Annotated in this window: 17 protein-coding genes; 11 read left to right on the top strand and 6 right to left on the bottom strand. The window is 63.3% G+C overall.

What is annotated here, in order from left to right; translation table 11 throughout:
- Positions 1–172 precede the first annotated feature (172 nt).
- The 3 genes from HB777_24430 (at position 173) to HB777_24440 (ending at position 3,363) form a co-directional block, all read left to right on the top strand.
- Positions 173–1,171 (top strand): glycosyltransferase family 2 protein, encoded by a 999-nt coding sequence (locus HB777_24430; protein QND66743.1) that lies wholly within the window; start codon positions 173–175, stop codon positions 1,169–1,171.
- Complete coding sequence (locus tag HB777_24435) at positions 1,140–2,486, top strand: O-antigen ligase family protein (GenBank protein QND66744.1); 1,347 nt, start codon at positions 1,140–1,142, stop codon at positions 2,484–2,486. The genes HB777_24430 and HB777_24435 overlap by 32 nt, the downstream gene beginning before the upstream one ends.
- Before the next feature lie 61 nt (positions 2,487–2,547).
- Positions 2,548–3,363, top strand: a complete 816-nt coding sequence (locus HB777_24440; GenBank protein QND66745.1) for a pyrroline-5-carboxylate reductase — start codon at positions 2,548–2,550, stop codon at positions 3,361–3,363.
- 265 nt (positions 3,364–3,628) lie between these two features.
- Here HB777_24440 and HB777_24445 read toward each other — a convergent pair whose 3' ends face one another.
- Entirely contained in the window at positions 3,629–4,942 is a 1,314-nt protein-coding gene (locus HB777_24445; protein ID QND66746.1) for a homoserine dehydrogenase, read from the bottom strand.
- A 338-nt stretch (positions 4,943–5,280) separates the two neighbouring features.
- On the opposite strand from HB777_24445, the gene HB777_24450 reads away from it, so the two are divergent.
- From HB777_24450 to HB777_24460, 3 genes are all read left to right on the top strand, one after another.
- Positions 5,281–6,687 (top strand): PTS sugar transporter subunit IIC, encoded by a 1,407-nt coding sequence (locus HB777_24450; GenBank protein ID QND66747.1) that lies wholly within the window; start codon positions 5,281–5,283, stop codon positions 6,685–6,687.
- Positions 6,688–6,762: 75 nt separating this feature from the next.
- Positions 6,763–7,224 carry a PTS sugar transporter subunit IIA gene (locus HB777_24455; protein QND66748.1) on the top strand — a complete coding sequence of 154 codons (462 nt, stop codon included), beginning with the start codon at positions 6,763–6,765 and terminating at the stop codon, positions 7,222–7,224.
- Between the two features lie 17 nt (positions 7,225–7,241).
- Positions 7,242–7,529: a PTS sugar transporter subunit IIB gene (locus HB777_24460; protein ID QND66749.1), complete on the top strand. Its 288-nt coding sequence runs from the start codon at positions 7,242–7,244 to the stop codon at positions 7,527–7,529.
- 45 nt (positions 7,530–7,574) lie between these two features.
- Here HB777_24460 and HB777_24465 read toward each other — a convergent pair whose 3' ends face one another.
- Both HB777_24465 and HB777_24470 read right to left on the bottom strand, forming a co-directional pair.
- Positions 7,575–8,969, bottom strand: a complete 1,395-nt coding sequence (locus tag HB777_24465) for a multicopper oxidase family protein (protein ID QND66750.1) — start codon at positions 8,967–8,969, stop codon at positions 7,575–7,577.
- Positions 8,970–9,188: 219 nt separating this feature from the next.
- Positions 9,189–9,821: a TetR/AcrR family transcriptional regulator gene (locus HB777_24470; GenBank protein ID QND66751.1), complete on the bottom strand. Its 633-nt coding sequence runs from the start codon at positions 9,819–9,821 to the stop codon at positions 9,189–9,191.
- A gap of 102 nt (positions 9,822–9,923) precedes the next feature.
- On the opposite strand from HB777_24470, the gene HB777_24475 reads away from it, so the two are divergent.
- Positions 9,924–10,328: a VOC family protein gene (locus HB777_24475; GenBank protein ID QND66752.1), complete on the top strand. Its 405-nt coding sequence runs from the start codon at positions 9,924–9,926 to the stop codon at positions 10,326–10,328.
- A gap of 89 nt (positions 10,329–10,417) precedes the next feature.
- Here the strand turns inward: HB777_24475 and metH are convergent, their stop codons facing one another.
- Positions 10,418–14,227 (bottom strand): methionine synthase, encoded by a 3,810-nt coding sequence (gene metH / locus HB777_24480; protein ID QND66753.1) that lies wholly within the window; start codon positions 14,225–14,227, stop codon positions 10,418–10,420.
- A gap of 123 nt (positions 14,228–14,350) precedes the next feature.
- A complete protein-coding gene (locus tag HB777_24485) occupies positions 14,351–18,250 on the bottom strand; it encodes a tetratricopeptide repeat protein (GenBank protein QND66754.1) in 3,900 nt (1,299 codons plus the stop codon).
- A gap of 174 nt (positions 18,251–18,424) precedes the next feature.
- Here HB777_24485 and HB777_24490 point away from each other — a divergent pair, with 174 nt between their 5' ends.
- Positions 18,425–19,195, top strand: coding sequence for a 3-oxoacyl-ACP reductase FabG (locus HB777_24490; protein ID QND66755.1), 771 nt, complete (start codon positions 18,425–18,427; stop codon positions 19,193–19,195).
- Between the two features lie 15 nt (positions 19,196–19,210).
- Here the strand turns inward: HB777_24490 and HB777_24495 are convergent, their stop codons facing one another.
- Positions 19,211–20,029 (bottom strand): alpha/beta hydrolase, encoded by an 819-nt coding sequence (locus HB777_24495; GenBank protein ID QND66756.1) that lies wholly within the window; start codon positions 20,027–20,029, stop codon positions 19,211–19,213.
- A 190-nt stretch (positions 20,030–20,219) separates the two neighbouring features.
- Between HB777_24495 and HB777_24500 the strand changes: the two genes are divergently transcribed.
- The 3 genes from HB777_24500 to HB777_24510 are packed head-to-tail and all read left to right on the top strand — an operon-like array spanning position 20,220 to position 22,924.
- Positions 20,220–21,473, top strand: coding sequence for an ABC transporter substrate-binding protein (locus HB777_24500; protein QND66757.1), 1,254 nt, complete (start codon positions 20,220–20,222; stop codon positions 21,471–21,473).
- Positions 21,474–21,476: 3 nt separating this feature from the next.
- Positions 21,477–22,214 carry an ABC transporter ATP-binding protein gene (locus tag HB777_24505; GenBank protein ID QND66758.1) on the top strand — a complete coding sequence of 246 codons (738 nt, stop codon included), beginning with the start codon at positions 21,477–21,479 and terminating at the stop codon, positions 22,212–22,214.
- Positions 22,211–22,924 (top strand): ABC transporter ATP-binding protein, encoded by a 714-nt coding sequence (locus HB777_24510; GenBank protein ID QND66759.1) that lies wholly within the window; start codon positions 22,211–22,213, stop codon positions 22,922–22,924. Before HB777_24505 ends, HB777_24510 begins: the two co-directional genes overlap by 4 nt.
- The last annotated feature ends 9 nt before the right edge of the window (positions 22,925–22,933 follow it).

Consider the following 22,933-nt stretch of genomic DNA (forward strand, 5'->3'; position numbering starts at 1 on the left):
CTCACCTATCCTGTGGTGTAGCCGGTAGCAAAGTGCGGTGAACCCTTGATTAAGCCAGCACATTCGGCGACCGAAAGCCGCTGCCTGGCGGGCTTCTCCGCGCAAGGTGATTAACGAAACCTTATCAACCGTGGTGCTACCAGAGCCCAACTCACCATGTGGCTGGACACGGATGATCCCTTTGCCATCGGACGGTTCGGTATCGATCGCTGGACGCTCGGCGCGGCTTGACGTCGAGGCCATCGAAGCGATCGTCACCTTGCCGACCTTCAAGCGGCCTGAACAGGTGCTGGAAACGCTGGCGTCGCTGCGCGCGCAGCAAACCGGCAGGCGCTTTGCCGTCATCGTCATGGAAAACGAAGCCGAGGCGCGGGCCGGCGCCAAGGCGGCACTGCCGCTGTTCGAGCGCGGCGAGATGCCTGGCCTGGTCATCGTCGCGCATGAGCGCGGCAATTGCAGCGCCTACAATGCCGGCTGGCAGACGGCGATCCTGCAATTCCCCAACTTCAGGCACCTGCTGGTCATCGACGATGACGAGATCGCCGATCCGCAATGGCTGGAACGGATGTGCACGGCGGCCGAGACGCTCGGCGCCGACATCGTCGGCGGCCCGCAAGTTCCCGTGTTTGCCGACCCAGCCCATGCCAGATGGGCCGAGCATCCCGTGTTCGCACCACCTTACCGGGAAACCGGACGCGTGCCGGCGCTCTATTCGTCCGGCAATCTTCTGGTCGGGCGCAACGTGCTGATCGCCATGGGTCCGCCCTTTCTCGATCTGAAATTCAACTTCATGGGCGGCGGCGATTCCGACTTTCTCAGCCGGTCGGCGCAGAAGGGCTTTGTGCTGGGTTGGTGCGCCGAGGCCAAGGTGCAAGAAACCGTTCCGGCGCGGCGTGTCGAGGCCGACTGGATTCGTGCCCGCAGCTTGCGCAACGGTGTGATCTCGACACTGGTCGAAAAGAAGAAGCGCGCCGGCATGCCACTGGCCGGTGCCAAGGTTTTGCTGAAGAGCCTGGCGCTGCTTGCCGCCTCGCCGTTTCGCGGCCTGATCCGGCTGGCGCGGACCGGATCGCCGGCTATCGCCATCTACCCCGTCCACGTGGCGCTGGGCCGCGTGCTGGCCGAATTCGGATATGCCAATGAGCAATACCGCCAGCCTGAGAAAAACTGAGCGCGCACCGCTCAGCGCCGCGTTCACGCGCGAAGGCGTGGCGACTGCCATTGCCGCGCTGCTGTTCACCGTCATCCTGGTGTCCTTCCGGCCATTCCAGCCAGGCGGCGCCGAACTCACCGGTCAAGGCGGCGACATCGTCAACCAGCTTGGCTTCAGTTCGCTTGGAGCCATATCGATCTTCTCGCTGATGGCCTTTGCCGATCCGCGCGTGGTGCGCTCGCTGCTCAGCCCGTCCTGGATGCTGATGCTGGGCTTCTTTTTCCTGTCGGTGATCCTGGCGACCGATCCGCCTTCGGCCATGCGCGCCGCCTCTTTCACCCTGATCGGCATTTTGACGATGGCGACGATCCTGGTGCTGCCGCGCGACGCCGAGGCCTTCTCGAAGGTCATCATCTTCACCGCCGTCGTGGTCATGGGCCTTTCCTATCTCGGCCTCATCGCCTTTCCGCACGAAGCGATGCACACCGCCGACTCGCAGGAGCCCGAACATGCCGGCCTATGGCGCGGCGTGTTCACCCATAAGAACATCGCCGGCCCGATCATGGCCTGCCTCAGCTTCGCAGGTCTGTATCTCTACCGGCGCGGGCAGCGGTACTGGGGCGCCGGGATCTTCGTCGCAGCGATGATCTTCATGCTGCACACAGGCTCCAAGACAACAGCCGGCTTGGTGCCGTTCTCGATCCTGATCGTGATGTTCCCGAGCCTGATAGGCATGCGGCTCGGCACGCCGATCCTGTTTGCGCTGGCGATCATCGCCACGGCGGTCGGCACGCTGGGCATCGTCTTCCTGCCGCCGGTAAAACATCTGGCGGCGATCTATTTCCCCGACATGACCTATACCGGCCGCACGACGCTGTGGGAGTTCGCCGGCAGCATGTTGGCGAAGAAGCCATGGACCGGCTACGGCTATGAAAGCTTCTGGGGCACGCCGCTGCTGCTCAACCAGGACCAGCCCTTCGACCGGCCCTGGGACATCAGAACCATCGTGCACGGCCATGACGGCTATCTCGACATCGCCGTGCTGATGGGTATTCCGGCACTGTGCGTGGCGGTCTACACCTTCCTCATCGCGCCGCTGCGCGACTACATGCGCATCCCGCTGCGCAGGGAAAACATCTTTCTCGGCGACTTCTTCATGATGGTGGTGCTGTTCACGGCGCTGAACGCTTTCCTCGAAAGCTTCTTCTTCCATCGCGGCGACCCGGTCTGGCTGTTCTTCGTGCTCGGTGTGCTTGGCCTCAGGCAAGTCTCGCTGCGGTCGATGGCGGTGCGTGATCCCGATCGCGGTGAGCGATCTTCCCGTTCCTCCTGACGGGGGCTTCCCCAGGCAAGCGCCAGCGTTTATGTGAAGGCCTTCCTTCGGAGGGCTTTCGATGACGATCAGGCTTGTTCTCGCCGGCTGCGGCAATATGGGTTACGCCATGCTCTCGGGCTGGCTGAAGTCCGGCAAGCTTGCGCCGTCGGCGGTTTTCGTGGTCGAGCCCAATGCCGATCTGCGCAATCGCGCCGCGGCGTTGGGCTGCGGCACATCAGCCGATGCCGGCGATATTCCAGCCGATGCCGTGCCCGATCTCGTCGTCATCGCGGTGAAGCCGCAGGTGATCCGCGACGTCACCGCCGCCTACAAGCGCTTCGCCGATGGCCGCACCACTTTCGTCAGTATCGCCGCCGGCACGCCTGCCGCCACCTTCGAGGAAATCTTGGGCAGCCGCGCGCCGATCGTGCGCTGCATGCCCAACACGCCGGCAGCGATCGGCAAGGGCATGATGGTGGTGTTTTCCAACAGGCTGGTTTCCGACGACACCAAGCGTTTCGCCGCCGACCTGCTGTCGGCGAGCGGCGAAGTGGCCACCATCGACGACGAGGGCCTGATGGATGCAGTGACCGCCGTGTCGGGGTCAGGGCCGGCCTATATCTTCCATTTCATCGAGGCGCTGACCGTGGCCGCCGAGAGGGCCGGGCTGCCGACGGCAACCGCCAAGCTGCTCGCCATGCAGACCGTCTACGGCGCTGCCTCGCTCGCCGCCGAAAGCGGCGAGGAGCCGGGCTTGCTGCGCCAACAGGTGACCAGCCCCAAGGGGACGACGGCAGCGGCGCTAGATGTGCTGATGGGCGAGGATCGGCTGACCAATCTGCTGACGCAGGCGGTGGAGGCGGCGCGGCTGCGGTCAGTCGAGCTGGGGAAGTAAGGCCGTCTGATCGGTTTAACCTCTTCGCGGGGCCTATGCGCCGCAAAAAGGCTTTGGATGTCGCGCTGCCCCTCATCGCCCTGCCGGGCACTTCTCCCCGTATAGGGACGGGGAGAAGGACTCTCTCGTCGATGGTTTCGCCAATCGCCAGCGTTGCAGAATGGGCTCTGAGGTTGCGGCCAGCCCCCTTCTCCCCGTCACTATACGGGGAGAAGGTGCCGGCAGGCGGATGAGGGGCGGCACCAACGTCGATAAGCTGGTGGTCTCAACCCCCGTAAAGCATCTCGTCCTGCAGCCGCCGCAAGGCGAACAGCCTCGTCGTTTGGTCGGGCGCCGCATTGTCGGCGGTCAGCAACTCGCCTTTCCTGACCGGTTTCAGCACTTTGCCGCCCTCGAGCAGGCCGACCGGCACGGCGCGCTGGGCACGGGCTTCGCCGACGGTCATGGTCCAGGAACGGTAGCAGGTCTCGCCGATCGCATCGAAGGTCTCGCCGGCGGCAAGGTCGCGCTTGGCGACGGCGCACACCTCGGCCACCGGCCTCGGCAACGGCACCATGTCGGGCTTGCCGAACAGCACGATGCGGGCGGCGGTCAGCGGCACTTCCAGCGACGTCAGATGATACGGACGAAACAGGCTGTAGTAAGGGCCGTGGCCGATATGCAGATCGTCCATGCGCTCGATGATGCGCGGATGCGTCGCCTCGACGATGACGAAGACGCCGGGCGCGACGCCCTTGCCGATCGTGTAGTCGACGACGCCTTTCTTCGTGAGCAGTCCGCCATCCTCGCGCGGGATGAGCACCTTGGCGAGGTCGTCGCGGTCGGCCTTGGGGCCGTGCATGCCGGGCACATCGGGCACCAGCCCGGTGGCGTTGGCGATGGCGCACATCTCGACCATGGTCTTGGAACCGTCGACGAACTCGACCAGCATGCGCGGGTTCATGTTGCGGCGGATCGCTTCCTCGCGATAGTCGTCCGGCACGGCATCGTGGTTGAGCGGGTTGTTCTTGCCCTTGCCGGCCGAGACGATAGTTAGGCCAAGCGCCGACGCAAACTCGATCAGTTCCATGCAGCTCGACGGCTCGTCGCCCGCACCCACCGAATAGACGACGCCAAGCCGGTCGGCCTGCTGTTTGAGATAGCAGCCAATAGTGACGTCGGCCTCGACGTTCATCATCACCAGATGCTTGCCGTGCTCCATCGCCGACAGGCAGAAATCGGCGGCGACACCAGGCTTGCCGGTGGCGTCGATGACGACGTCGATCAACGGATTGGTGACCAGCATCTCGTTGGAGGTGATGGCGATCTTGCCGTTCTCGATGGCGCCGGTGACTTTCGACGCGGTGTCGGCTTCGACCGCCATGGCTTCGTCGCCATAAGCGATGCGGATGGCATCGCGCGCGGTGTGCGGGCGCCGTGTCGAGACGGCGCAGACCGAAATGCCCGGCATCAGCATGCCCTGGGTGACCAGATCGGTGCCCATTTCGCCCGAACCGATGACGCCGATGCGCACAGGGCGGCCCTCGGCGGCACGCCTGGCGAGATCGCGGGCAAGGCCGGTCAGGGCGACATTGGTCATGCGGGAATGTCCACAGCTTCGTGATTTGTGGTCGGATAGCAGGGAACGGGCTCCCTTTGCCAACGAAACCGTTGGCGACCGGCATTTTCCAACGAAATTGCCCGAACAAGGGACATTCGTCCCCCGTGATTGGCACAAAGGGTGCCAATTGACATTGTCGTGAACAGCCCCAATAAAACATTCGTTCGCCAACAAAGGCAAATGTTCATCGACAGATCGGAGAGCATGCGCCTCGCGGCGGACTGGGGAGTGTCTTTGCGCCAAGGTGGCGTCAAAGGCTGGATGGAGCAACATTGCGAGGCGTCGAGCGAAGGCTCGGGGGCTCCAGGGGAGGAATAATGGATACTGTTCTCGCGGGCCTCAAAGGGGCCATCGACACGCTCGGCCCGACGATCCTGCTACCGATCGTGATTTTTATCATCGCCGTGGTTCTGGGCGCCAAGGTCAGCAAGGCTTTTCGAGCCGCCGTCACCATCGGCGTCGCCTTCATCGGCATCAATCTCGTGCTTGGCCTCATGTTCACGTCGATCGGAGACGTTGCCAAGGCCATCGTCACCAACACCGGCATCCATCGTGACATCATCGATGTCGGCTGGCCTTCGGCCGCGGCGATCGCCTTCGGCTCATCGGTCGGCCTGTGGGTGATTCCGGTCGGCATCCTCGTCAACATCGTGCTGTTGCTGACACGCATGACGCGCACGCTCAATGTCGACGTCTGGAATTTCTGGCACTTCGCCTTTGTCGGCTCGCTGGTCGTCGCCGCGACAGACAATCTGGCCTATGGCATCGCGGTCGCGGCACTTGTCGCAGCACTCTCGCTGCTCTTCGCCGACTGGTCGGCGCGCGCCGTGCAGCAATTCTACGGCGTGCCCGGCATTTCGGTGCCTCACCTCGCCTCGGCGCAGATCCTGCCGATCGCCATTGTGCTCAACTGGATTATGGACCGCATTCCCGGGATCAATCGCATCAACATCAACACCGATACTATCGAGCGCAGGTTCGGCGTGTTCGGCGAACCTGTCGTGATGGGCCTCATCATCGGCCTCGTGCTCGGCGCGATCGCCTTCTACAATGCGGGTGATCTCAGCGTGGTGCTGGCAAAGGTTCTGGGCACCGGCATGACGCTGGCGGCGGTGATGCTGCTGCTGCCGCGCATGGTCAAGATCCTGATGGAGGGCCTGCTCCCGGTTTCCGACGCCGCACAGGCGTTCGTACGCAAGCGCACCGGCGACCGCGAGTTGCTTGTCGGCCTCGATTCGGCGATCCTGATCGGCCATCCGGCGGCGATCTCGTCGTCGCTAATCCTGGTGCCGATCGCGATCATCCTGTCCATCATCCTGCCGGGCAACCGCGTCATCCTGTTCGCCGACCTGGCGGTCATTCCCTTCATCGTCGCCATGACCGCGCCGCTGGTCAAAGGCAATGTGTTCCGCATGGTGGTGATCGGTACGGTGACGCTGGCCATCGGCTTCTACGTCGCCAACGCGCTGGCGCCGCTGTTCACAAGCGCTGCCGTCGCATCGGGCTTCAAGCTGCCGGCGGATGCGCTGCAGATCACCTCGGTGGTCGACGGCTTCCTGTGGGTGCCTTACGTGATCATCGAGGCGATCCAAGGAATGGGGCTTGTCGGCATCATCGTGATCGCTGCGGTCATCGCGGCATTGTTTGTCCTCTACCGCCGCAATCCGCTCGGCTGGGAACGGGCCGCGGGTGCCGAGGACGAGCCGGCCGAAGAGACGGCCTGAATCTGACAGCGCCAGGAACTTGAAAATAGTCGTGCGCCCTTCACGGGCGCACGATTTCATCGACGGAGCAAAGAAATGCCTGACGGCCTCATGCAGCTTCTGGATCCCGAAGCGATCGTGCTCGGATCGGATGCATCGACCAATGAGGAGATCATCCGCATCCTGGCCGGCCGGCTGGAGAGGCTTGGCTATGTCAAAAGCTCCTACGCCGACGCGGTCGTGCGCCGTGAAATGAGCATCCCGACTGGATTGCCGCTGGAGCGCCCCGACAATGTCGCGGTACCGCACACCGATCCGGAGCATGTGCTGAAGCCGGGCATCGCGATGGGCACACTGAAGCAACCTGTGATCTTCGCCAACATGGAAGACCCCGACGAGATGCTGCCGGTCGGCTTCGTCTTCCTGCTTGCCATCAATGACAAGGACAAGCAGATTGAGGCGCTGCAGGCCGTCATGGCCACCATCCAGAACCCGCAAGCCTTGGACGGCTTGAGGTCGGCCAGAACCCTCGAAGACGTGCGAGCCGTACTCGGCTGAAACAAGGAGAAGCAGAGATGTCCAGACAGAAAACCATTCTCTTTGCCTGCGGCACGGGCATCGCCACCTCGACCGCGGTCAACGTCGCCGTCACCGAGGAAATGAAGAAACGCGGCCTCACCTTCAATGCCCAGCAGGCAAAGGCCACAGAAGTGCCGGGACTGGCCGACAATGTCGACTTCATCGTCGCCACCACCCCGATCTCCGCTTCGGTGACCAAGCCGGTCATCAAGGGCCTCGCCTTCCTCACCGGCATCGGCAAGGACAAGATCCTCGACGAGATCGAGGCGCAGCTGCGCAAGTGACGGTCACGGAGCGACACGGAGACTGACGCGATCCCGGGAGCGGCTTCAGACCACCCTGACGTAGCTCGTCATTCCCGATTTCTGATGCTCGATGATGTGGCAGTGCAGCAGCCAGTCACCGGGATTGTCGGCGACGAAACCGAGCTGAACCTTCTCGTTGGGCTGGATGAGATAGGTGTCGGAAATGACAGGCTGCACCTGACGCGTCGAGGATGACAGCACCTTGAAGCTCATGCCGTGCAGATGCATCGGATGGGATTGCGGCGTCAGGTTCTCCATGTCGATGACATAGCTCCCGCCAAGCTTCAATTCGGCCAAGGGTGCTGTCGGATCCGGCGTATCGCCGGGCCACGGCACCTTGTTGATGGCCCAGAAACTGTAGCCAAGCGAACCGCAGATACCGTCGCTCGGGACGTTTTCCGCCGTGGCGCTCAGAGCCAGGGAAATATGCTGGGCGCTGGCGAGATCCACTTCCGCCACCGGATTGACCTCCAGCGGAGCGACATCGCGAATGTCCCGTTTGAGGGATTTTCCTGTTGCGCGCAGGGTTGCCAGGATTTTTGGCTTGGTGCCCCTGACGTCCCTCAAGCTGACGATCGCGCCCTCGTCGTCGGGCATGCGGATGGCCAGCTCCATGCGCTGTCCCGGTCCAAGCAGCAAGGCATCGGGCGAAAAACGCTCAGGCACCGGATTGCCGTCGAGCGCCATGACAATCGCGTCCGCACCGTCGACGCGAAAAGCGTAGATTCGGGTGACGTCGGTGATCGCGACACGCAGCCGCGCCAGCCCGCCGGCCGGCGCATCATATTGCGGCTGGTCGAGCCAATTGGCTGTGCGCACCGTGCCGTAAGTGCCGGTTCTTGCGGCATCGCGCGGCCGGAACTGGTCGATGAACTGGCCGTCGTCGCCGAGGCGCCAGTCGCGCAGATTGAGCACAATTTCGGCATCGAATTCCGGATCGCTGGGGTTTTCGACCACGACCACGCCCGTCAGGCCGTGGCCCATCTGCTCCAGCGTGTTGCAATGCGGATGATACCAGAAGGTGCCGGCGTCGGGTGGCGTGAAGGCGTAATCGAAATGATCGCCGGTGTAGACGTAGGGCTGGACCAGAAACGGCACGCCATCCATCTTGTTTGGAACGCGAATGCCGTGCCAGTGGATCGTCGTCGGATCGTCGATGGCATTGACGAGACGCGCGGCAAAGGGCTCGCCTTTTTTCATTCTGAGCACGGGCGGCATTCCAGCGTTGCCATAGGTCAGCACATCCCTGGTCTGGCCGACATCCATCAGCTTCGCCTGGATTTTTGCCGTCTGCAAAACCACAGGCTCAGCTGTGGCGGCGGCCCAGCCGCCAAGCCGACCCAGGGCCGTGAGCCCGACCCCGCCCGCGCCGGCAACCGCGGCTGTCTTCAAAAGCCTGCGGCGTGTGACTACGGTCATTTGGCGCTCCAACTGCAAAGACGGCCGCTTGGGTTTATCGCAGCCTTGGATCGTAAGCGAGCAGCCTGTGCAAAACCGGTCTGCTGGCAGTTGAAGCTGTTTCTGGCGCGGCAGATCTCCTCAAGATACCAGCCGATGTAGACGGGCACCTTAAGCAAAAGGCGACGGGCGTGGACGGCAATCGACCGCAAGACGCATCGCCGACAGAGAGGAGCGTGATTATTTCGACCGCGGCCCATAGGCGGCAAGGAACGCTTCAACCGAAGCATCGGCATGCCGCTCAAGATCAGCCTTCGAACGCGGGTTGCTTCCGGTGAACATGGCTTCGTTCATGGGGATCCAGAGAAGCATTCCGAAGAGATGGCTGGCCGCCAAACGGGGATCGCTGGTCTGCAACAGGCCTCGACTGGTGAGTTTTTGAAAGCATGATGCCACCGAGGCAAGCATGCGCTCAAAACCTTTTTCATACCAGCTGCGGCCAAGCTGCGGCATTCGATCCGCGTTTGCGATAATCAGACGCCGCAGCCTCAGCAACTCGTCGTCCATCAGTGTCGTTGTCATGCGTCGGGCAAGCTGCTGCAGGCCGCCCTCCATGAATTGCGCCTCGGAAAGCAGCATCGTGACGGACTCGACGACGTCGTTGGTCTGGCTCGCGGTGGCCTCGACGACTTCGCCGAACAGCGTCTCCTTGTCCGTGAAATGCTTGTAGACGGTCTGCTTGGAAGCGCCCGCCTTGGTGGCGATCTCTTCCATGCTGGTTCCATCATAACCCTTGGCGATGAACGCGGCCGTGGCCGCTTCGATGATTTCACGATCCTTGCGAGCCGCCCTGGTCTCACCATTATTTTCCATAGCGCCCCTCGATCAGTACTAGACGGTACCGTTCCCGCGTGATAGCCATCGATACAGTACTAGACTGACTAGTACCCGTCAACGAAAGCAAGGCTTGAACCGATGACCAAGATGATCTTCCTCAATCTGCCGGTACGCGATCTGCAGGCGGCGACCAAGTTCTATCTCGCGATCGGCGGCACGCTGAACCCGCAATTCTCGAACGACCAGGCCAGCTCGATCATGTTCTCCGACTCGATTGGGGTCATGTTGCTGACGCACCAGCACTACGGCCAGTTCACAGCGCGCCCGATCGGCGATGCCAAGCGGGACAGCCAGATGCTGATCGCGCTCACCACCGACAGCAAGGACGAGGTCAATGCCGTAATCGAGAAGGGCGTGGCGGCAGGCGGTCGCGCCGATCCCAACCCGGTGCAGGATCTCGGTTTCATGTTCAACCGCCACATCGAAGATCCGGACGGCAACGTCTGGGAGCTGCTGTGGATGAACCCGTCCGCCATGCAATAGCCCACCGGAATCGAAGCGGGCCAGGATGACAATGGAGAAGCGATCGGCATTCGCCTGTCGCTTCACCATCAGGTGCGCGCCGGCATCAGCTATTCAGCCGCCTCGGCATAGTGTGCCGGCACGTAGTTGAGGATAGGGCCAAGCCAGCGCTCGACCTCGGCCAACGGCATCGCCTTGCGGCGTGCATAATCCTCGACCTGGTCGCGTTCGACCTTGGCGACGCCGAAATAATAGCTTTCGGGATGCGCCAGATAGATGCCGGACACGGACGAACCCGGCCACATCGCGTAGCTTTCGGTCAGGCTCACGCCGGCATTGCCTTCGCCGTCGAGCAGCCGGAACAAAGTAGCCTTCTCGGTGTGGTCGGGCTGCGCCGGATAGCCGGGCGCCGGGCGGATGCCGCGATAGGGTTCGCCGATCAGTTCGTCCGGCGCCAGCACTTCGTCTGCCGCGTAGCCCCAGAATTCCTTTCGCACCTTCTCGTGCATGCGCTCGGCAAAGGCTTCGGCGAAGCGGTCGGCCAGCGCCTTGACCATGATCGAGGAGTAGTCGTCATTGGCGCGCTCGAAGCGCTCGGCGATCGCCACCTCCTCGATGCCGGCCGTGACGATGAAGCCGCCAATATAGTCGGGCTTGCCGCTATCCGCCGGCGCGACGAAATCCGACAGGGCGACATTGGCCTTGCCGTCACGCTTGGTCAGTTGCTGGCGCAGGGTGAAGAAGGTCGCCAGTTCCTGCGAGCGTGCCTCGTTCGTGAACAGCCTGATGTCGTCGCCGACGGCATTGGCCGGCCAGAAACCGATGACGCCGCGCGGCGCGAACCATTTTTCGGCAATGATCTTCTTCAGCATCGCCTGCGCATCCTCGAACAGTTGGCGCGCGGCGGCGCCTTGCGCCTCGTCTTCGAGGATTTTTGGATAGCGGCCCTTCAACTCCCAGGTCTGGAAGAACGGCGTCCAGTCGATGTAGCGTGCGAGTTCCGTGAGATCCCAGTTCTCGAACACCTTCACGCCCGTGAAGGACGGCTTCGGCGGCTCATATTCAGACCAGTCGATCCGATGCGCGTTGGCCCTCGCCTTGGCCAGCGGCAGCCGCTGCTTGTCGGCTTCGGAGCGGGCATGCGCGTCGGCGACTTTCTTGTATTCGGCGCGCACCGTGTCGACATAGCCGCCCTTGGTCTCGTTCGACAGCAAGGACGAGACCACGCCGACCGCCCGGCTGGCGTCGGTGACATAGACCGTTTGGCCCTTGGTGTAGCGCGGGTGGATTTTCACCGCCGTGTGCACGCGGCTGGTCGTCGCGCCGCCGATCAGCAGCGGAATGTCGAAACCCTCACGCTCCATCTCGGCGGCCATGTGCGCCATCTCGTCGAGCGATGGCGTGATCAGGCCTGACAGGCCGATAATGTCGACTTGTCTCTCGCGCGCCGTCTGCAGGATCTTTGCCGCCGGCACCATGACGCCGAGATCGATGATCTCGTAATTGTTGCAGGCCAGCACCACGCCAACGATGTTCTTGCCGATGTCGTGGACATCGCCCTTCACCGTCGCCATCAGGATTTTTCCCGCTGTCTGGCGTTCGCCATTGTCGATGCCATTGGCGGCATTGGCCAGCTTCTCGGCCTCCATATGAGGCAGCAATCCGGCCACCGCTTGTTTCATGACGCGGGCCGACTTAACCACTTGCGGCAGGAACATCTTGCCCGCGCCGAACAGGTCGCCGACGACGTTCATGCCGGCCATTAGTGGGCCTTCAATGACATGCAGCGGACGCTCGGCCGCCAACCGCGCTTCCTCGGTGTCGGCATCGATGAATTCGGTGATGCCGTTGACCAGCGCATGGCTGATCCGCTGTTCGACCGTCCATTCGCGCCAGGCGAGATCGCGCTCCTTGGCTTCCTGGCCCGCCGTGCCCTTGAAGCGTTCAGCGATCTCCAGCATGCGTTCGGTGGCGGTGCCGCCAGCCTTGGGCACGCGGTTGAGCACGACATCCTCGCAGGCCTCGCGCAGCGCCGGCTCGATCGTGTCGTAGACGGCAAGCTGGCCGGCATTGACGATGCCCATGTCCATGCCGCGCTGGATGGCATGGTAGAGGAACACCGCATGCATGGCCTCGCGCACCGGCTCGTTGCCCCTGAACGAGAAGGACAGGTTCGAGACGCCGCCGGAAATATGGACATGCGGCAGCGTGCCGGTGATCTCGCCCGCCGCCTCGATGAAGTCGGCGCCATAATTGTCGTGTTCCTCGATGCCGGTGGCGATGGCGAACACGTTGGGATCGAAGACGATGTCCTCGGGCGGGAAGCCGGCCTGCTCGGTCAGGAGCTTGTAGGCGCGGGTGCAGATCTCGACCTTGCGCACCTTGGTGTCGGCCTGGCCGTCTTCGTCGAAGGCCATGACGACCACGGCGGCGCCATAGGCCCGCACCAGCCTGGCATGATGCAGGAAAGCCGCCTCGCCTTCCTTCATCGAGATGGAGTTGACCAGCGGCTTGCCCTGCACGCATTTCAGGCCGGCCTCGATGATCTCCCACTTCGAACTGTCGACCATGACAGGAACGCGAGCGATGTCCGGCTCGGCGGCGATCAGGTTGAGGTACTCGACCATCGCCTTCTTCGAATCGATCAGCCCCTCGTCCATGTTGATGTCGATGATCTGGGCGCCATTGGCGACCTGGTCGCGCGCCACATCGAGCGCGGCGACATAGTCGCCCGCCGTGATCAGCTTCCGGAACTTGGCCGAGCCGGTGACATTGGTGCGCTCGCCGACATTGACGAAGGGAATCTCGTCCGTGAGCGTGAACGGCTCCAGCCCGGACAGGCGCATCTTGGGCTCGATGTCCGGAATGGCGCGCGGCGGATACTTCCGCACCGCCTCAGCGATGGCACGGATGTGGTCCGGCGTCGAACCGCAGCAGCCGCCGACGACATTGACCAGCCCTTCCCTGGCGAAATCCTCGATCTGCGCGGCCATGAATTCAGGGCTCTCGTCATATCGACCGAATTCATTGGGCAGGCCGGCATTCGGATAGGCGCAGGTGAAGGTGTTGGCGACGCCCGAAATCTCTGCCAGATGCGCGCGCATGGCGTTGGCGCCGAGCGCGCAGTTGAGGCCGATGGTGAAGGGGCTGGCATGACGCACCGAATGCCAGAAGGCGGTCGGCGTCTGGCCCGACAGCGTGCGGCCGGAGAGGTCGGTGATGGTGCCGGAGATCATCACCGGCAGGCGCACACCCTTCTCGATGAAGATCTCTTCTGCTGCGAAGATCGCCGCCTTGGCGTTCAGCGTGTCGAAGATGGTCTCGATCAGGATGATGTCGGCGCCACCGTCGATCAGGCCGCGCAGCTGTTCGCCATAGGCGAGGCGCAGATCGTCGAAGGTCACCGCGCGGTAGCCGGGATTGTTGACATCCGGCGACATCGAGGCGGTGCGGTTGGTCGGCCCCAGCGCGCCGGCGACGAAACGGCGCTTGCCGTCCTGCTGCTCGGCACGAACGGCGGCTCGCCGCACCAGTCGCGCGCCATCGCGATTCAGCGCATAGACGGCATCCTCCATGCCGTAATCGGCCTGGGCGATCGAGGTCGAGGAGAAGGTGTTGGTTTCGAGGATATCGGCGCCTGCGATGGCGTACTGATAGTGGATCTCCTCGATCGCCCCGGGCTGGGTCAGGATCAGAAGATCGTTGTTGCCCTGCTGGTGGCAGGCGCAGCCGGCGAAGGCGTCGCCGCGAAACTGGTCCTCGTCGAAACCCAGGCCCTGGATCTGCGTGCCCATGGCGCCGTCAAGGATCAGGATGCGTTCGCGCGCAGCAGCCGTCAGCGCGGCAAGCACCTCCGACCCGTCGGGTTTTGCCGCGACGGGGCCGAACAAAGCGTCCAGCGATGCAGAATTCTGCGACATTTTTTATCCCTTTGGCGACAAGCCTTTTCATGTCACATAAGGATATCTTTATGTCAATATACGGCAGACGCTCGTCATTGTCACGCGTCGTTGCAAGCACCTGGCCCCAGAACGGCAATTCCGTCAGTTTAGCTCGGCCAGCAGGGCTTGTGCCTCGGCAAGGTTTTTCTCCGAGCCGGCGGTGAGATCGTCCATCTTGCGATCCCGGAAGATGACCAGTGCGTCCTGGCACGCGGCAATCGCTTCCTCGGCAAGTGCCTTCTGCTTGCGGGCAGCGCCCAGATCGGTCAGCACATCGCACAGGCTGTCTTCAGTGAAGGCGATGCCCGGAACCGAATTGATCTTCTTCTGCACGGCGATCGCCTCGCGCAGGATCGGCACCGCTTCCTCGAAGCGGGCAACGTTGTTTTCGGTCCGGCCGGCAAGCGTCAGCGAGTAGCCGACCTCGTTCTGCAGACTGGCCCAGCGGTCGGGGTCGCGATCGCGGCCGACCTCGTCGGCAAGCGCCCGGTTGACGGCGATGGCCTCGTCGAACACCGCCGGTTCCGGCGCCTTCTCTCCGATCATACCGAGCACACGGGCGAAATCGCCTTGCGTGCGCGCCCATTGCTCCGGCGCACGGTCGCGGGTGCGCACGCTTTGTATGCTGCGATAGATGCCGGCCGAGCGCTTCAGCAAGGCGACGTCGTTGCGCCAGTAGCCCAGCGTCGACAAGGCGCTGGCGAGGTTGGCCTGGTTGCGGATCCAGCCGTCGGCATCCTTGTCGCGGGTCGTCACCGACAGTGCCGCCTCATAGGCCTGCACCGATTTCGCCATGGTGTCCGGGTCGGAAGTGGCGCTCGCCTGCATCATACGCGCGTTGCCGAGATCGCCTTCGACAGAGGCCCACAGCGTGCGGTCAGGTAGCGTCGCATAGACGGCCAGCGCCGCTTCATGCGCCGTTGCGGCCTTCTGGTAGAGCGACGGATCATTGCTGGCGCCAGCAAGGTAGTAGTAGGCGCTGCCGAGATCGTTTTGCAGCTGGGCGTGATCCTGCGGCACCGTGGCGATGTCATAGAGCGGCAAGGCCGCTTCGAGCGCCGTCACCGACTGGGCGAAATCCTCGCCGTTGCTTGTCCGGTCGCCCAGCACCAGGAGTACGTGGCCCAAGCCCCATTGCGTTGCCGCCCAGGCCTCCGGTTCGCTGTCGCGGGTCTGCACCTCAAGCGCCGCACGGTAAGCCCTCACCGAGCGTTCAAGCGCTTCTGTCGGGCCGCCATCGGCCTTGCCCAGCATAGAAAGGGCCGCACCCAGCCGGTACTGCGTCTTCGCCCAGTCTTTTGGAGCGCTCTGTTTGGTCCGCACGGTGAGTGCGGCATCGTAAGCGGCCACTGCTTGTTCGAGCACTGCTCTGTCGCCGGCGCGGTCGCCCCAGCTCGACAGCGTGCTGCCGAGACTGTGTTCGATGGCGGCGAATTCGAGCGGAGCTGCGGCAGCGGTATAGACCTCCGAGGCGTTGCGATAGGCGGTTGCCGACTTCTGCAGATAGTCGACCCCCGTGTCGCGCTCGCCGAGCGAGGCATAGGCGGAGCCCAGATTCTGCTGCAGCGAGGCCCAATCGAGTGGCAGCTTTTCGCGCGGATATTCACTGAGAGCCGCCTCATAGGCGCTGACCGCCTTGAGCAGCGTGGCACTGTCGTCCTGCTTGGCGCCGAGACGCTGCAGCGCGTTGCCGAGCGTCAGTTGGCCGTTCGCCCAGCTCGACGGCGCATGCTCGCGCGTCCAGACCGTAAGTGCCGCCTCCGCAGCATCGCGTGCACGCTGCAGTGTGGCGACATCGCCATTGATTTCGCCGATCGTCTCCAGCGCCGAGCTCATATTGTTCTGGATCGTCGCCCATTGCGCCGGGGCACGTTCCCTCGTCATTTCCTCCGTTGCCGACTGGTAGGCTGCAACCGCCTGGTCCAGCGTAGCCACATCCTTCTCGCGCGCGCCGAGACGGAACAGGGCAGCACCGAGATTGACCTGGCTCAACGCCCAGTCGAGCGGCACGCGCTCGCGGCTGTACTGCGTCAACGCGGCACGATGCGCTTCGATCGCGGCACGAAAACTGTCGCTTGTCGCCTCGCGCTCGCCGAGTTCCGACAGCACGATGCCGAGATTGTTCTCGCTCGCCGCCCATTCCAGCGGCACTTTTTTCGACCCCTGCACCTCGAGCGCCTCGCGGAAAGTCGCGACCGCCTTGTCGAGCAGTGCCGTACCGTTCTCGCGCTGTCCAAGCCGCCAGTAGACGGTACCGAGATTGCCAGACGTGGACGCCCAATCGTCCGGAGAGGCTTCGCGCGTGTAGACACTCAGCGCCTGCTCGAAGGCGCCGGCCGCCTTGTCGAGATTGTCGCGGCCGGCCTCGCGCTCGCCCAGCGTCGACAAAGTGGTGGCGAGGTTGTTCTGCGTGGCGGCCCAGCTGCGCGGGGTCTTTTCGCGCGACACATAGGTCAGGCTCTTTTCGTAAGCGGCGATAGCCTGGACAAGAAACGCGTTGTCGCCGGAGAACGCGCCCTGGTTGGAAAGCGCCTCGGCCTCTGCTCCCTTGTAGAACCAGGCGTCCGCATCGCTCCATTTTTCCACTTCGTCAAAGGCCTTGGCGTAGTCCTGCGCCGCCTTGAGATAGTTGAAAGACAGCTCGTAGGTCTTGGCGCTGCTGGCGAAGACTTCCGCGAATTCCAGCCGACGCGCCTTGAGATCGGCTTCGGCCTGGTCGACCGTCTTCGACAGTTCGCCAACGCGAGCCTTGGCCTGCTCGTGGAATTTCTGCGCCGCATCGAGCGCGCCTTCCTGCACCGCCTGTTCGGCCAGTTTCGACAGACGGACGATTTCCGGATCCTGGCTTTTCAAGGCCGACTGCTCGGCCAGCACCTGCTTCAGCCGCTCGGTCTGGCCGCGCAGCAATTTGTCGAGCTCGGCCGGGTCTTTCGGCGTGTCGGTGCCAAGCGTCTTCAGCATGGCGTAGAGCGCGTCCATCGGCACGCCACCATCGCGGGAAATGGTTTCGATCTGACGGCGTTCCGGATCGGGCAGCGCCGAGATGGTGACCAGCAGCCGGCGGCGCTCGGTGAGGATTTCGCCCTCGTCGCCTTTTGGCTGCTCGGCGGGCGTACCGAAATAGAGCAGCCGGCGCAGGCTTTCATTGACCCATGGCCGCTGCTGGCCGTTGGTCTTGAGATAGACCTCCTCACCAATCATGCGCAGCACGGTGCCGAATTCCTCGCCGCCCATCGTGTCGATGTGACGCAATATCGCCGCCGCATAGGGGCTGTTGCCGTCGGCCGGACCGTCGAGCGCCACCTTGCCGGGCTCGGCGGCAAAACCGATGACCTGGCCGAGGCTGTCATCAGCCGAGCCCTTGGCCGGTGCGCCGTTGTTCAGCGCCACGACGCTGCGGGTTTCGCCAAGACCGCCGGCGCCGATCGGCTTGCCGTCGTCGCCCGGCGCCAGCTTCAGCAGCGTGCCCGGTGGGAACGGATCGTTGCGGCAGGCGTCGAGCAGCACGATGGTGACCGGCACCTTCGCCTTCAGTTCGGCGACGATCGACGACAGCGGCACCAGTTTTTCGCCGGCATCGTCGAGCGCCGAGACATCGGCATCGACTGGGACCAGAAAATTCTCGCCGCCGGCTTCGATGCCATGGCCCGAATAATAGATGACGGCGACATCGGCGCCCTCGGCGTCATCGACGAAGCCTTCGAGGTCACGCCGCAGTTTGCGCGCGTCGCGGTTGGTGGCGACATCGGTCTCGAAACCGAGCTTGTCGAACATTTCCTCGATAGCGCGGGCGTCGTTTTCGGGATTGGGCAGTTTGCCGACATGCTGGTAGTCGGACTGGCCGATGATCAGCGCGACACCTTTCAGCGCCTTCGGCTCCTCGGCCTGAGCCGGGGCGAGCGTGTACAGGCACAAGATCAGCACGGCGACAAACGCCACGCACCTGCGCGCACCCTCGACTGTCATTCGCCCAAGCAGCATCGCCCAACCCGGAACCCGCACGGCGCAATCTTCCGCGGGGAGATGGCATCATGATGGCCGGCGCGTGGCAAGTCCGGGCGCAAGCGGTGTTCTTGTCGTGAGCTGCCTGCTGGCTTTCATCTGGCGACCAAGTAGTGTTCGGCAAAGAGGCCGCCGCTGCCCGCGCGGGTCCGCAAAATTTCTGGGGAGGTTGCGATGACGGAGTTCACGCCAAAATTCGATCTGGTCGGCAAGGTGGTGCTGGTCACCGGCGCTTCACGCGGCATCGGCCGCGCCTGCGCGCTGGCCTGCGCCGGCTCCGGCGCCGACATGATCGTCGGCGTGCGCGGCAAGGCCGATGGGGCAGACCTTGTCGCCGAGATCGAGAGCATGGGCCGGCGGGCGCTGGCGGTGCATATGGATCTCACCGATCTCGCCACGGTGCGGGCCGCCGTCGCCGAGGCGCATGCCGTCTTCGGCCGCATCGATGTGCTGGTCAACAATGTCGGGCTCGGGCCGGAGAACCTGACCGAGAATGTCACCGAGGAAGATTTCGACCTGACGGTGAATGTCAACCTCAAGGGCACGTTCTTCACCACCCAGGCGGTCGGACGGTTGATGATCGCGCAGAAATCCGGGCGCATCATCAACATAAGCTCACAGGCCGGCACGGTGACGCTGAAGGGCGAGGCGATCTACTGCATGAGCAAGGCGGCGATCAACCATCTGACGCGCTGCCTGGCGGCCGAATGGGCGCAGCACAAGATCGCCGTCAACAGCGTCGCGCCGACCTTCATCTGGACCGACGGAACGCGGCCTTCCCTCGCCGAGCCGGACTTTCATGCCCATGTGCTGGGCCACATTCCACTCGGCCGCATCGGCGACCCGATCGACGTTGCCGGAACCGTGGTGTTCCTGGCCTCGCCCGCCGCATCGATGATCACAGGCGCCAACATTCTGATCGATGGCGGCTGGTCAGTGGCGTAGGCCGTTCGGTCGAACCTATGCTCGATCTACGCTCGCCAGGAAGCGGGCGAAGATCGGGTCGAATCGATCTGGAGAATCCCAGAACGGGGCGTGGCCGGATTTGTCGAGCAGGTGCGCCTTGCCTTCCCACAGATTGGAAAACTTCACAGCCGAGACGAAATCGGTGTTGACGAAAGGCTCGTCGATGCCGTTCAGAACGGCGATCGGCGGCGTCTTGCCGGCGACGATCTCGCGCTGGTTCCTGCCGGTGCCGGCCGCGAATTTTTCGAACATCAGGCGCCGCGCCCGTCCGTCGGTGCGCGCCACCGTGTCGAGGAGGAACGGCTCGAACGGTTCGCCGCAGGTGCTGCGCGCATAGGCCTCGACATCGGCTGCGCTGAAGGTTTCCTGTCCGGCAAGGTGCATATGCGGGCTCGGCTTGAAGCCGTTGCCGACCTCCTCGGGCGCCACCGGCGGCGTGCCTGTGATCATCAGTCCGAGCAGGCCGGGAAAGCGGTCGATCATCTCAAGTCCGATATGGCCGCCGAGCGACCAGCCGAAGACGATGGCCTTGTCGACCCCGAGCAGCCCGAGCACTTCGGTCATGGCATCGGCATAGCCTTCCATGCTGTAGGAGCGCTCCGGATCGATCGCATCGCCGGAAGCCCCGTGTCCCGGCAGGTCGGGAGCGATGATGTGGTAGCGCTCGCCCAGCGAGCCCTCCAACTGGTTGCGGAAAACGGCACTGGACGACGAATTGCCGTGGATCAGCATGACGGCGGCTCCCTGGCCACCGGCCTGGCGCACCGCGATCTTGCCGTGGCTGGTTTCAAGGGTCTTCTGCGAGATCGTCATTGTCGGCTCCGTCTGGAATTGCCCTGTTTTGAAGCAGCTGCGCAACAAAGCGCCACTGTTCCCCCGTGTCCCGCCGTAAACATTTCCCGGTCAGGTTGCACTGAAAAATCCTTTTCAAATAAGAACAATTATGCGTAGATTGTCAATTATCCAACTCCCGATGAACGGGAGGAAAACAGGGAACAGCACGATGAAAGCCAAATCCGCCGCAAGTCGAATCCGCCATATCCTGATGAGCACGACGCTGATCGGCATGTTTGCCGCATCAGGCGCGCCCGCTTTCGCCGATGTCGTCAAGATCGGCCTGCTTGCGCCGCTGACCGGCCCGGCCGCGGCGGACGGCCAGGAATTCCAGCGCGGCGTGCAGATGGCCATCGACGAGGCCAACGCAGCCGGCGGCGTTGCCGGGGACACGTTCGAGCTGGTGGTCGGCGACGTCAAGGATCAGTCCGCCGGCAACGTCACCAGCGCGGTCGAGCGCCTGCTTGGCGATCCGGGCGTGCATTTCATGCTGACCGGCTATGCCAGCCTGACCAATTTCGAGATCGACAACATGGCCGAAGCAGACATGCCTTACATGCTGGCCGCCACCTCGCAGCAGACCAGGGACATCATCGCGCCGAGCCCCGACAAATATATGTGCTGCTGGTCGCTGACGCCTTCCTTCGACGCCTACAACACCGACGTCACCCTGTTCGTCGAAAAGCTCGCGGCCGACGGCAAGATCACCTTGCCGACCAAGAAGGTCGCCATCATCTCGTCCGACAACGCCTATTCGAAGACCATCTCCGAGGGCATGAAGAAGACCTTCAAGGAGAAGGGCTGGACCATCACCGTCGACGAGATCGTGCCCTTCGGCGAAGTGACCGACTGGCGTTCGATCCTGGCCAAGGTGCGCGAGAACGTTCCCGATGTCGTCATCAACACCGACTATCTGCCGGGCAATTCGGCGTCGTTCCTGAACCAGTTCCTCGAGCAGCCGACCAAGAGCCTCGTCTTCCTGCAATATGCGCCGAGCGTTCCGGAGTTCGTCGAACTGACCGGCAAGAAGTCGGATGGTGTCATCTACAATCTGCTCGGCGGCGCGCTGACCACGCCGAAGAACCCGCGCGCCGATGAAGTGGCGGCCAAGTTCAAGGCAAAATACGGCGTCGAGAGCGGCACCTATGGCGTCGGCCTCTACGAAATGACCAATGTCTATTTCGACGCGGTCAAGAAAGTCGGTGGCGCATCCGACCATGCGGCGATCATGAAGGCGCTGTCGGAGACCGACAAGCAGGTCGCGGAAGGCCGGCTGAAATTCGATCCCGCCACTCACCTTGCGACGCAGGGCGACGACTACATCCCGATCACCTTCTTCCAGATCTGGGACGGCCAGCGCACGCTGATCTCTCCGGAGAAATACGCCACCGGCGCCTTCAAGCTCCAGCCCTGGATGAAGTGAGGAATGGCCCTGCTTGAACTGGACGACGTGTCGAAGGCCTTTGGTTCGCTGAAGGCCGTCGACGGCGTGTCGTTCAAGGTCGAGGCCGGCGAGATCTTTGGCATCGCCGGCCCGAACGGCAGCGGCAAGAGCACTCTGTTCAACATCATCACCGGTATCCCATTCGGCCCCGACCGGGGCCGCATCCGCTTTGACGGAAATGCCATCAACGGCAAGTCGGGACACGCCATCGCGCGCCTCGGCCTTGCCCGTACGTTTCAGCGCGAGACCAGCTTCGACGGGCTGACCGTGTTCGAGAACGCGCTGATCGGCGCCAGCTACGGCAGGCAGGAAAAGACAGCGGCCATGGCCCGCAATGCGGCCGCCGAGGCATTGGAGTTCGTCGGGCTGGGGTCCGCGTCCTTCGGGCGGCTCGCCGGTGAATTGTCCGTCTTCGAGCGCAAATGCCTGATGCTAGCTACCGCTATCGCCATGCAGCCGCGCATGCTTTTGCTTGACGAACCGGCGTCGAGCCTGACCAAGCCCGAGATCGAGACATCGATCGGCCTGATCCGTCGCACCGCCGAACGCGGCATCACCATCCTGTTGATCGAGCATGTGCTGACCTTCCTGATGAGCCTTTCGCAGCATCTGCTGGTGCTCAACAATGGCCGCGTCCTGGCCGCCGGCGACCCGGCCGGCGTGATCGCCGACCCGCGCGTCATCGAAGCCTATCTCGGCACGAGGAGGTCGGCGGCGTGAACCCCATTCTCAGCGTCGAAGGCGTCACCGCCGGCTATGGCCGCGTCACCGTGCTGCACGATATCTCGCTGGAGGCCGGCCGTTTCGGCAATGTCGGCCTGTTCGGCCCCAACGGCCATGGCAAGACGACGCTGCTGCGCGCCATCTCCGGGCTGTTGCAGCCGAAAAGCGGCCGCATCCTGTTCGATGGGCAGGACATTGTCGGCCACAGCGCGCGGGCCATCGTCGGCACCGGCCTGATCCATGTTCCGCAAGGCAATCGGCTGTTTCCCGATCTCTCGATCGCCGACTGCATGGCGCTCGGCGCCTATTCGCCGCGGGCGAGGCCGCATGAGGCGGAGAACCGCGAAAAGGTGATCAAGCTGTTCCCGAAACTGGCGGAACGCTGGCGCCAGCGCGTGCGCACGCTGTCGGGCGGCGAGCGCCAGATGGTGTCGATCGGCACCGCGCTCATGAGCCATCCGCGCCTGCTGATCCTTGACGAGCCGACCCTTGGGCTGGCGCCCAAGATCAAGGACGAGCTCTGCGCCTCCGTCATGGACATTTCGCGCGGCGGCGTGCCGCTTATCGTCGTCGAGCAGGACATCGAATTCCTGCTCGAGCTGACGCAGCAACTCTACCTCGTCAATCATGGCGCGGTGGCGACCGAGATCAAGCCGGGCGAGAGCCTCGACCACGGCGAGATCATGTCGATGTATTTTGGCCATTAGGAACTTGGG

It is taken from the genome of Mesorhizobium loti (assembly GCA_014189435.1).
In the GTDB taxonomy this organism is placed as follows: Bacteria; Pseudomonadota; Alphaproteobacteria; order Rhizobiales; family Rhizobiaceae; genus Mesorhizobium; species Mesorhizobium loti_G.

Excerpts from the sequence above, each read along its gene's own strand:
- HB777_24495 (QND66756.1), bottom strand. The coding sequence starts at position 20,029 with ATGACGATCTCGCAGAAGACCCTTGAAACCAGCCACGGCAAGATCGCG.
- metH (QND66753.1), bottom strand. The coding sequence starts at position 14,227 with ATGTCGCAGAATTCTGCATCGCTGGACGCTTTGTTCGGCCCCGTCGCG.
- HB777_24460 (QND66749.1), top strand. The coding sequence starts at position 7,242 with ATGTCCAGACAGAAAACCATTCTCTTTGCCTGCGGCACGGGCATCGCC.
- HB777_24500 (QND66757.1), top strand. The coding sequence starts at position 20,220 with ATGAAAGCCAAATCCGCCGCAAGTCGAATCCGCCATATCCTGATGAGC.
- HB777_24440 (QND66745.1), top strand. The coding sequence starts at position 2,548 with ATGACGATCAGGCTTGTTCTCGCCGGCTGCGGCAATATGGGTTACGCC.
- HB777_24465 (QND66750.1), bottom strand. The coding sequence starts at position 8,969 with ATGACCGTAGTCACACGCCGCAGGCTTTTGAAGACAGCCGCGGTTGCC.
- HB777_24490 (QND66755.1), top strand. The coding sequence starts at position 18,425 with ATGACGGAGTTCACGCCAAAATTCGATCTGGTCGGCAAGGTGGTGCTG.
- HB777_24470 (QND66751.1), bottom strand. The coding sequence starts at position 9,821 with ATGGAAAATAATGGTGAGACCAGGGCGGCTCGCAAGGATCGTGAAATC.
- HB777_24430 (QND66743.1), top strand. The coding sequence starts at position 173 with ATGATCCCTTTGCCATCGGACGGTTCGGTATCGATCGCTGGACGCTCG.
- HB777_24450 (QND66747.1), top strand. The coding sequence starts at position 5,281 with ATGGATACTGTTCTCGCGGGCCTCAAAGGGGCCATCGACACGCTCGGC.
- HB777_24505 (QND66758.1), top strand. The coding sequence starts at position 21,477 with ATGGCCCTGCTTGAACTGGACGACGTGTCGAAGGCCTTTGGTTCGCTG.
- HB777_24455 (QND66748.1), top strand. The coding sequence starts at position 6,763 with ATGCCTGACGGCCTCATGCAGCTTCTGGATCCCGAAGCGATCGTGCTC.
- HB777_24445 (QND66746.1), bottom strand. The coding sequence starts at position 4,942 with ATGACCAATGTCGCCCTGACCGGCCTTGCCCGCGATCTCGCCAGGCGT.
- HB777_24435 (QND66744.1), top strand. The coding sequence starts at position 1,140 with ATGAGCAATACCGCCAGCCTGAGAAAAACTGAGCGCGCACCGCTCAGC.
- HB777_24475 (QND66752.1), top strand. The coding sequence starts at position 9,924 with ATGACCAAGATGATCTTCCTCAATCTGCCGGTACGCGATCTGCAGGCG.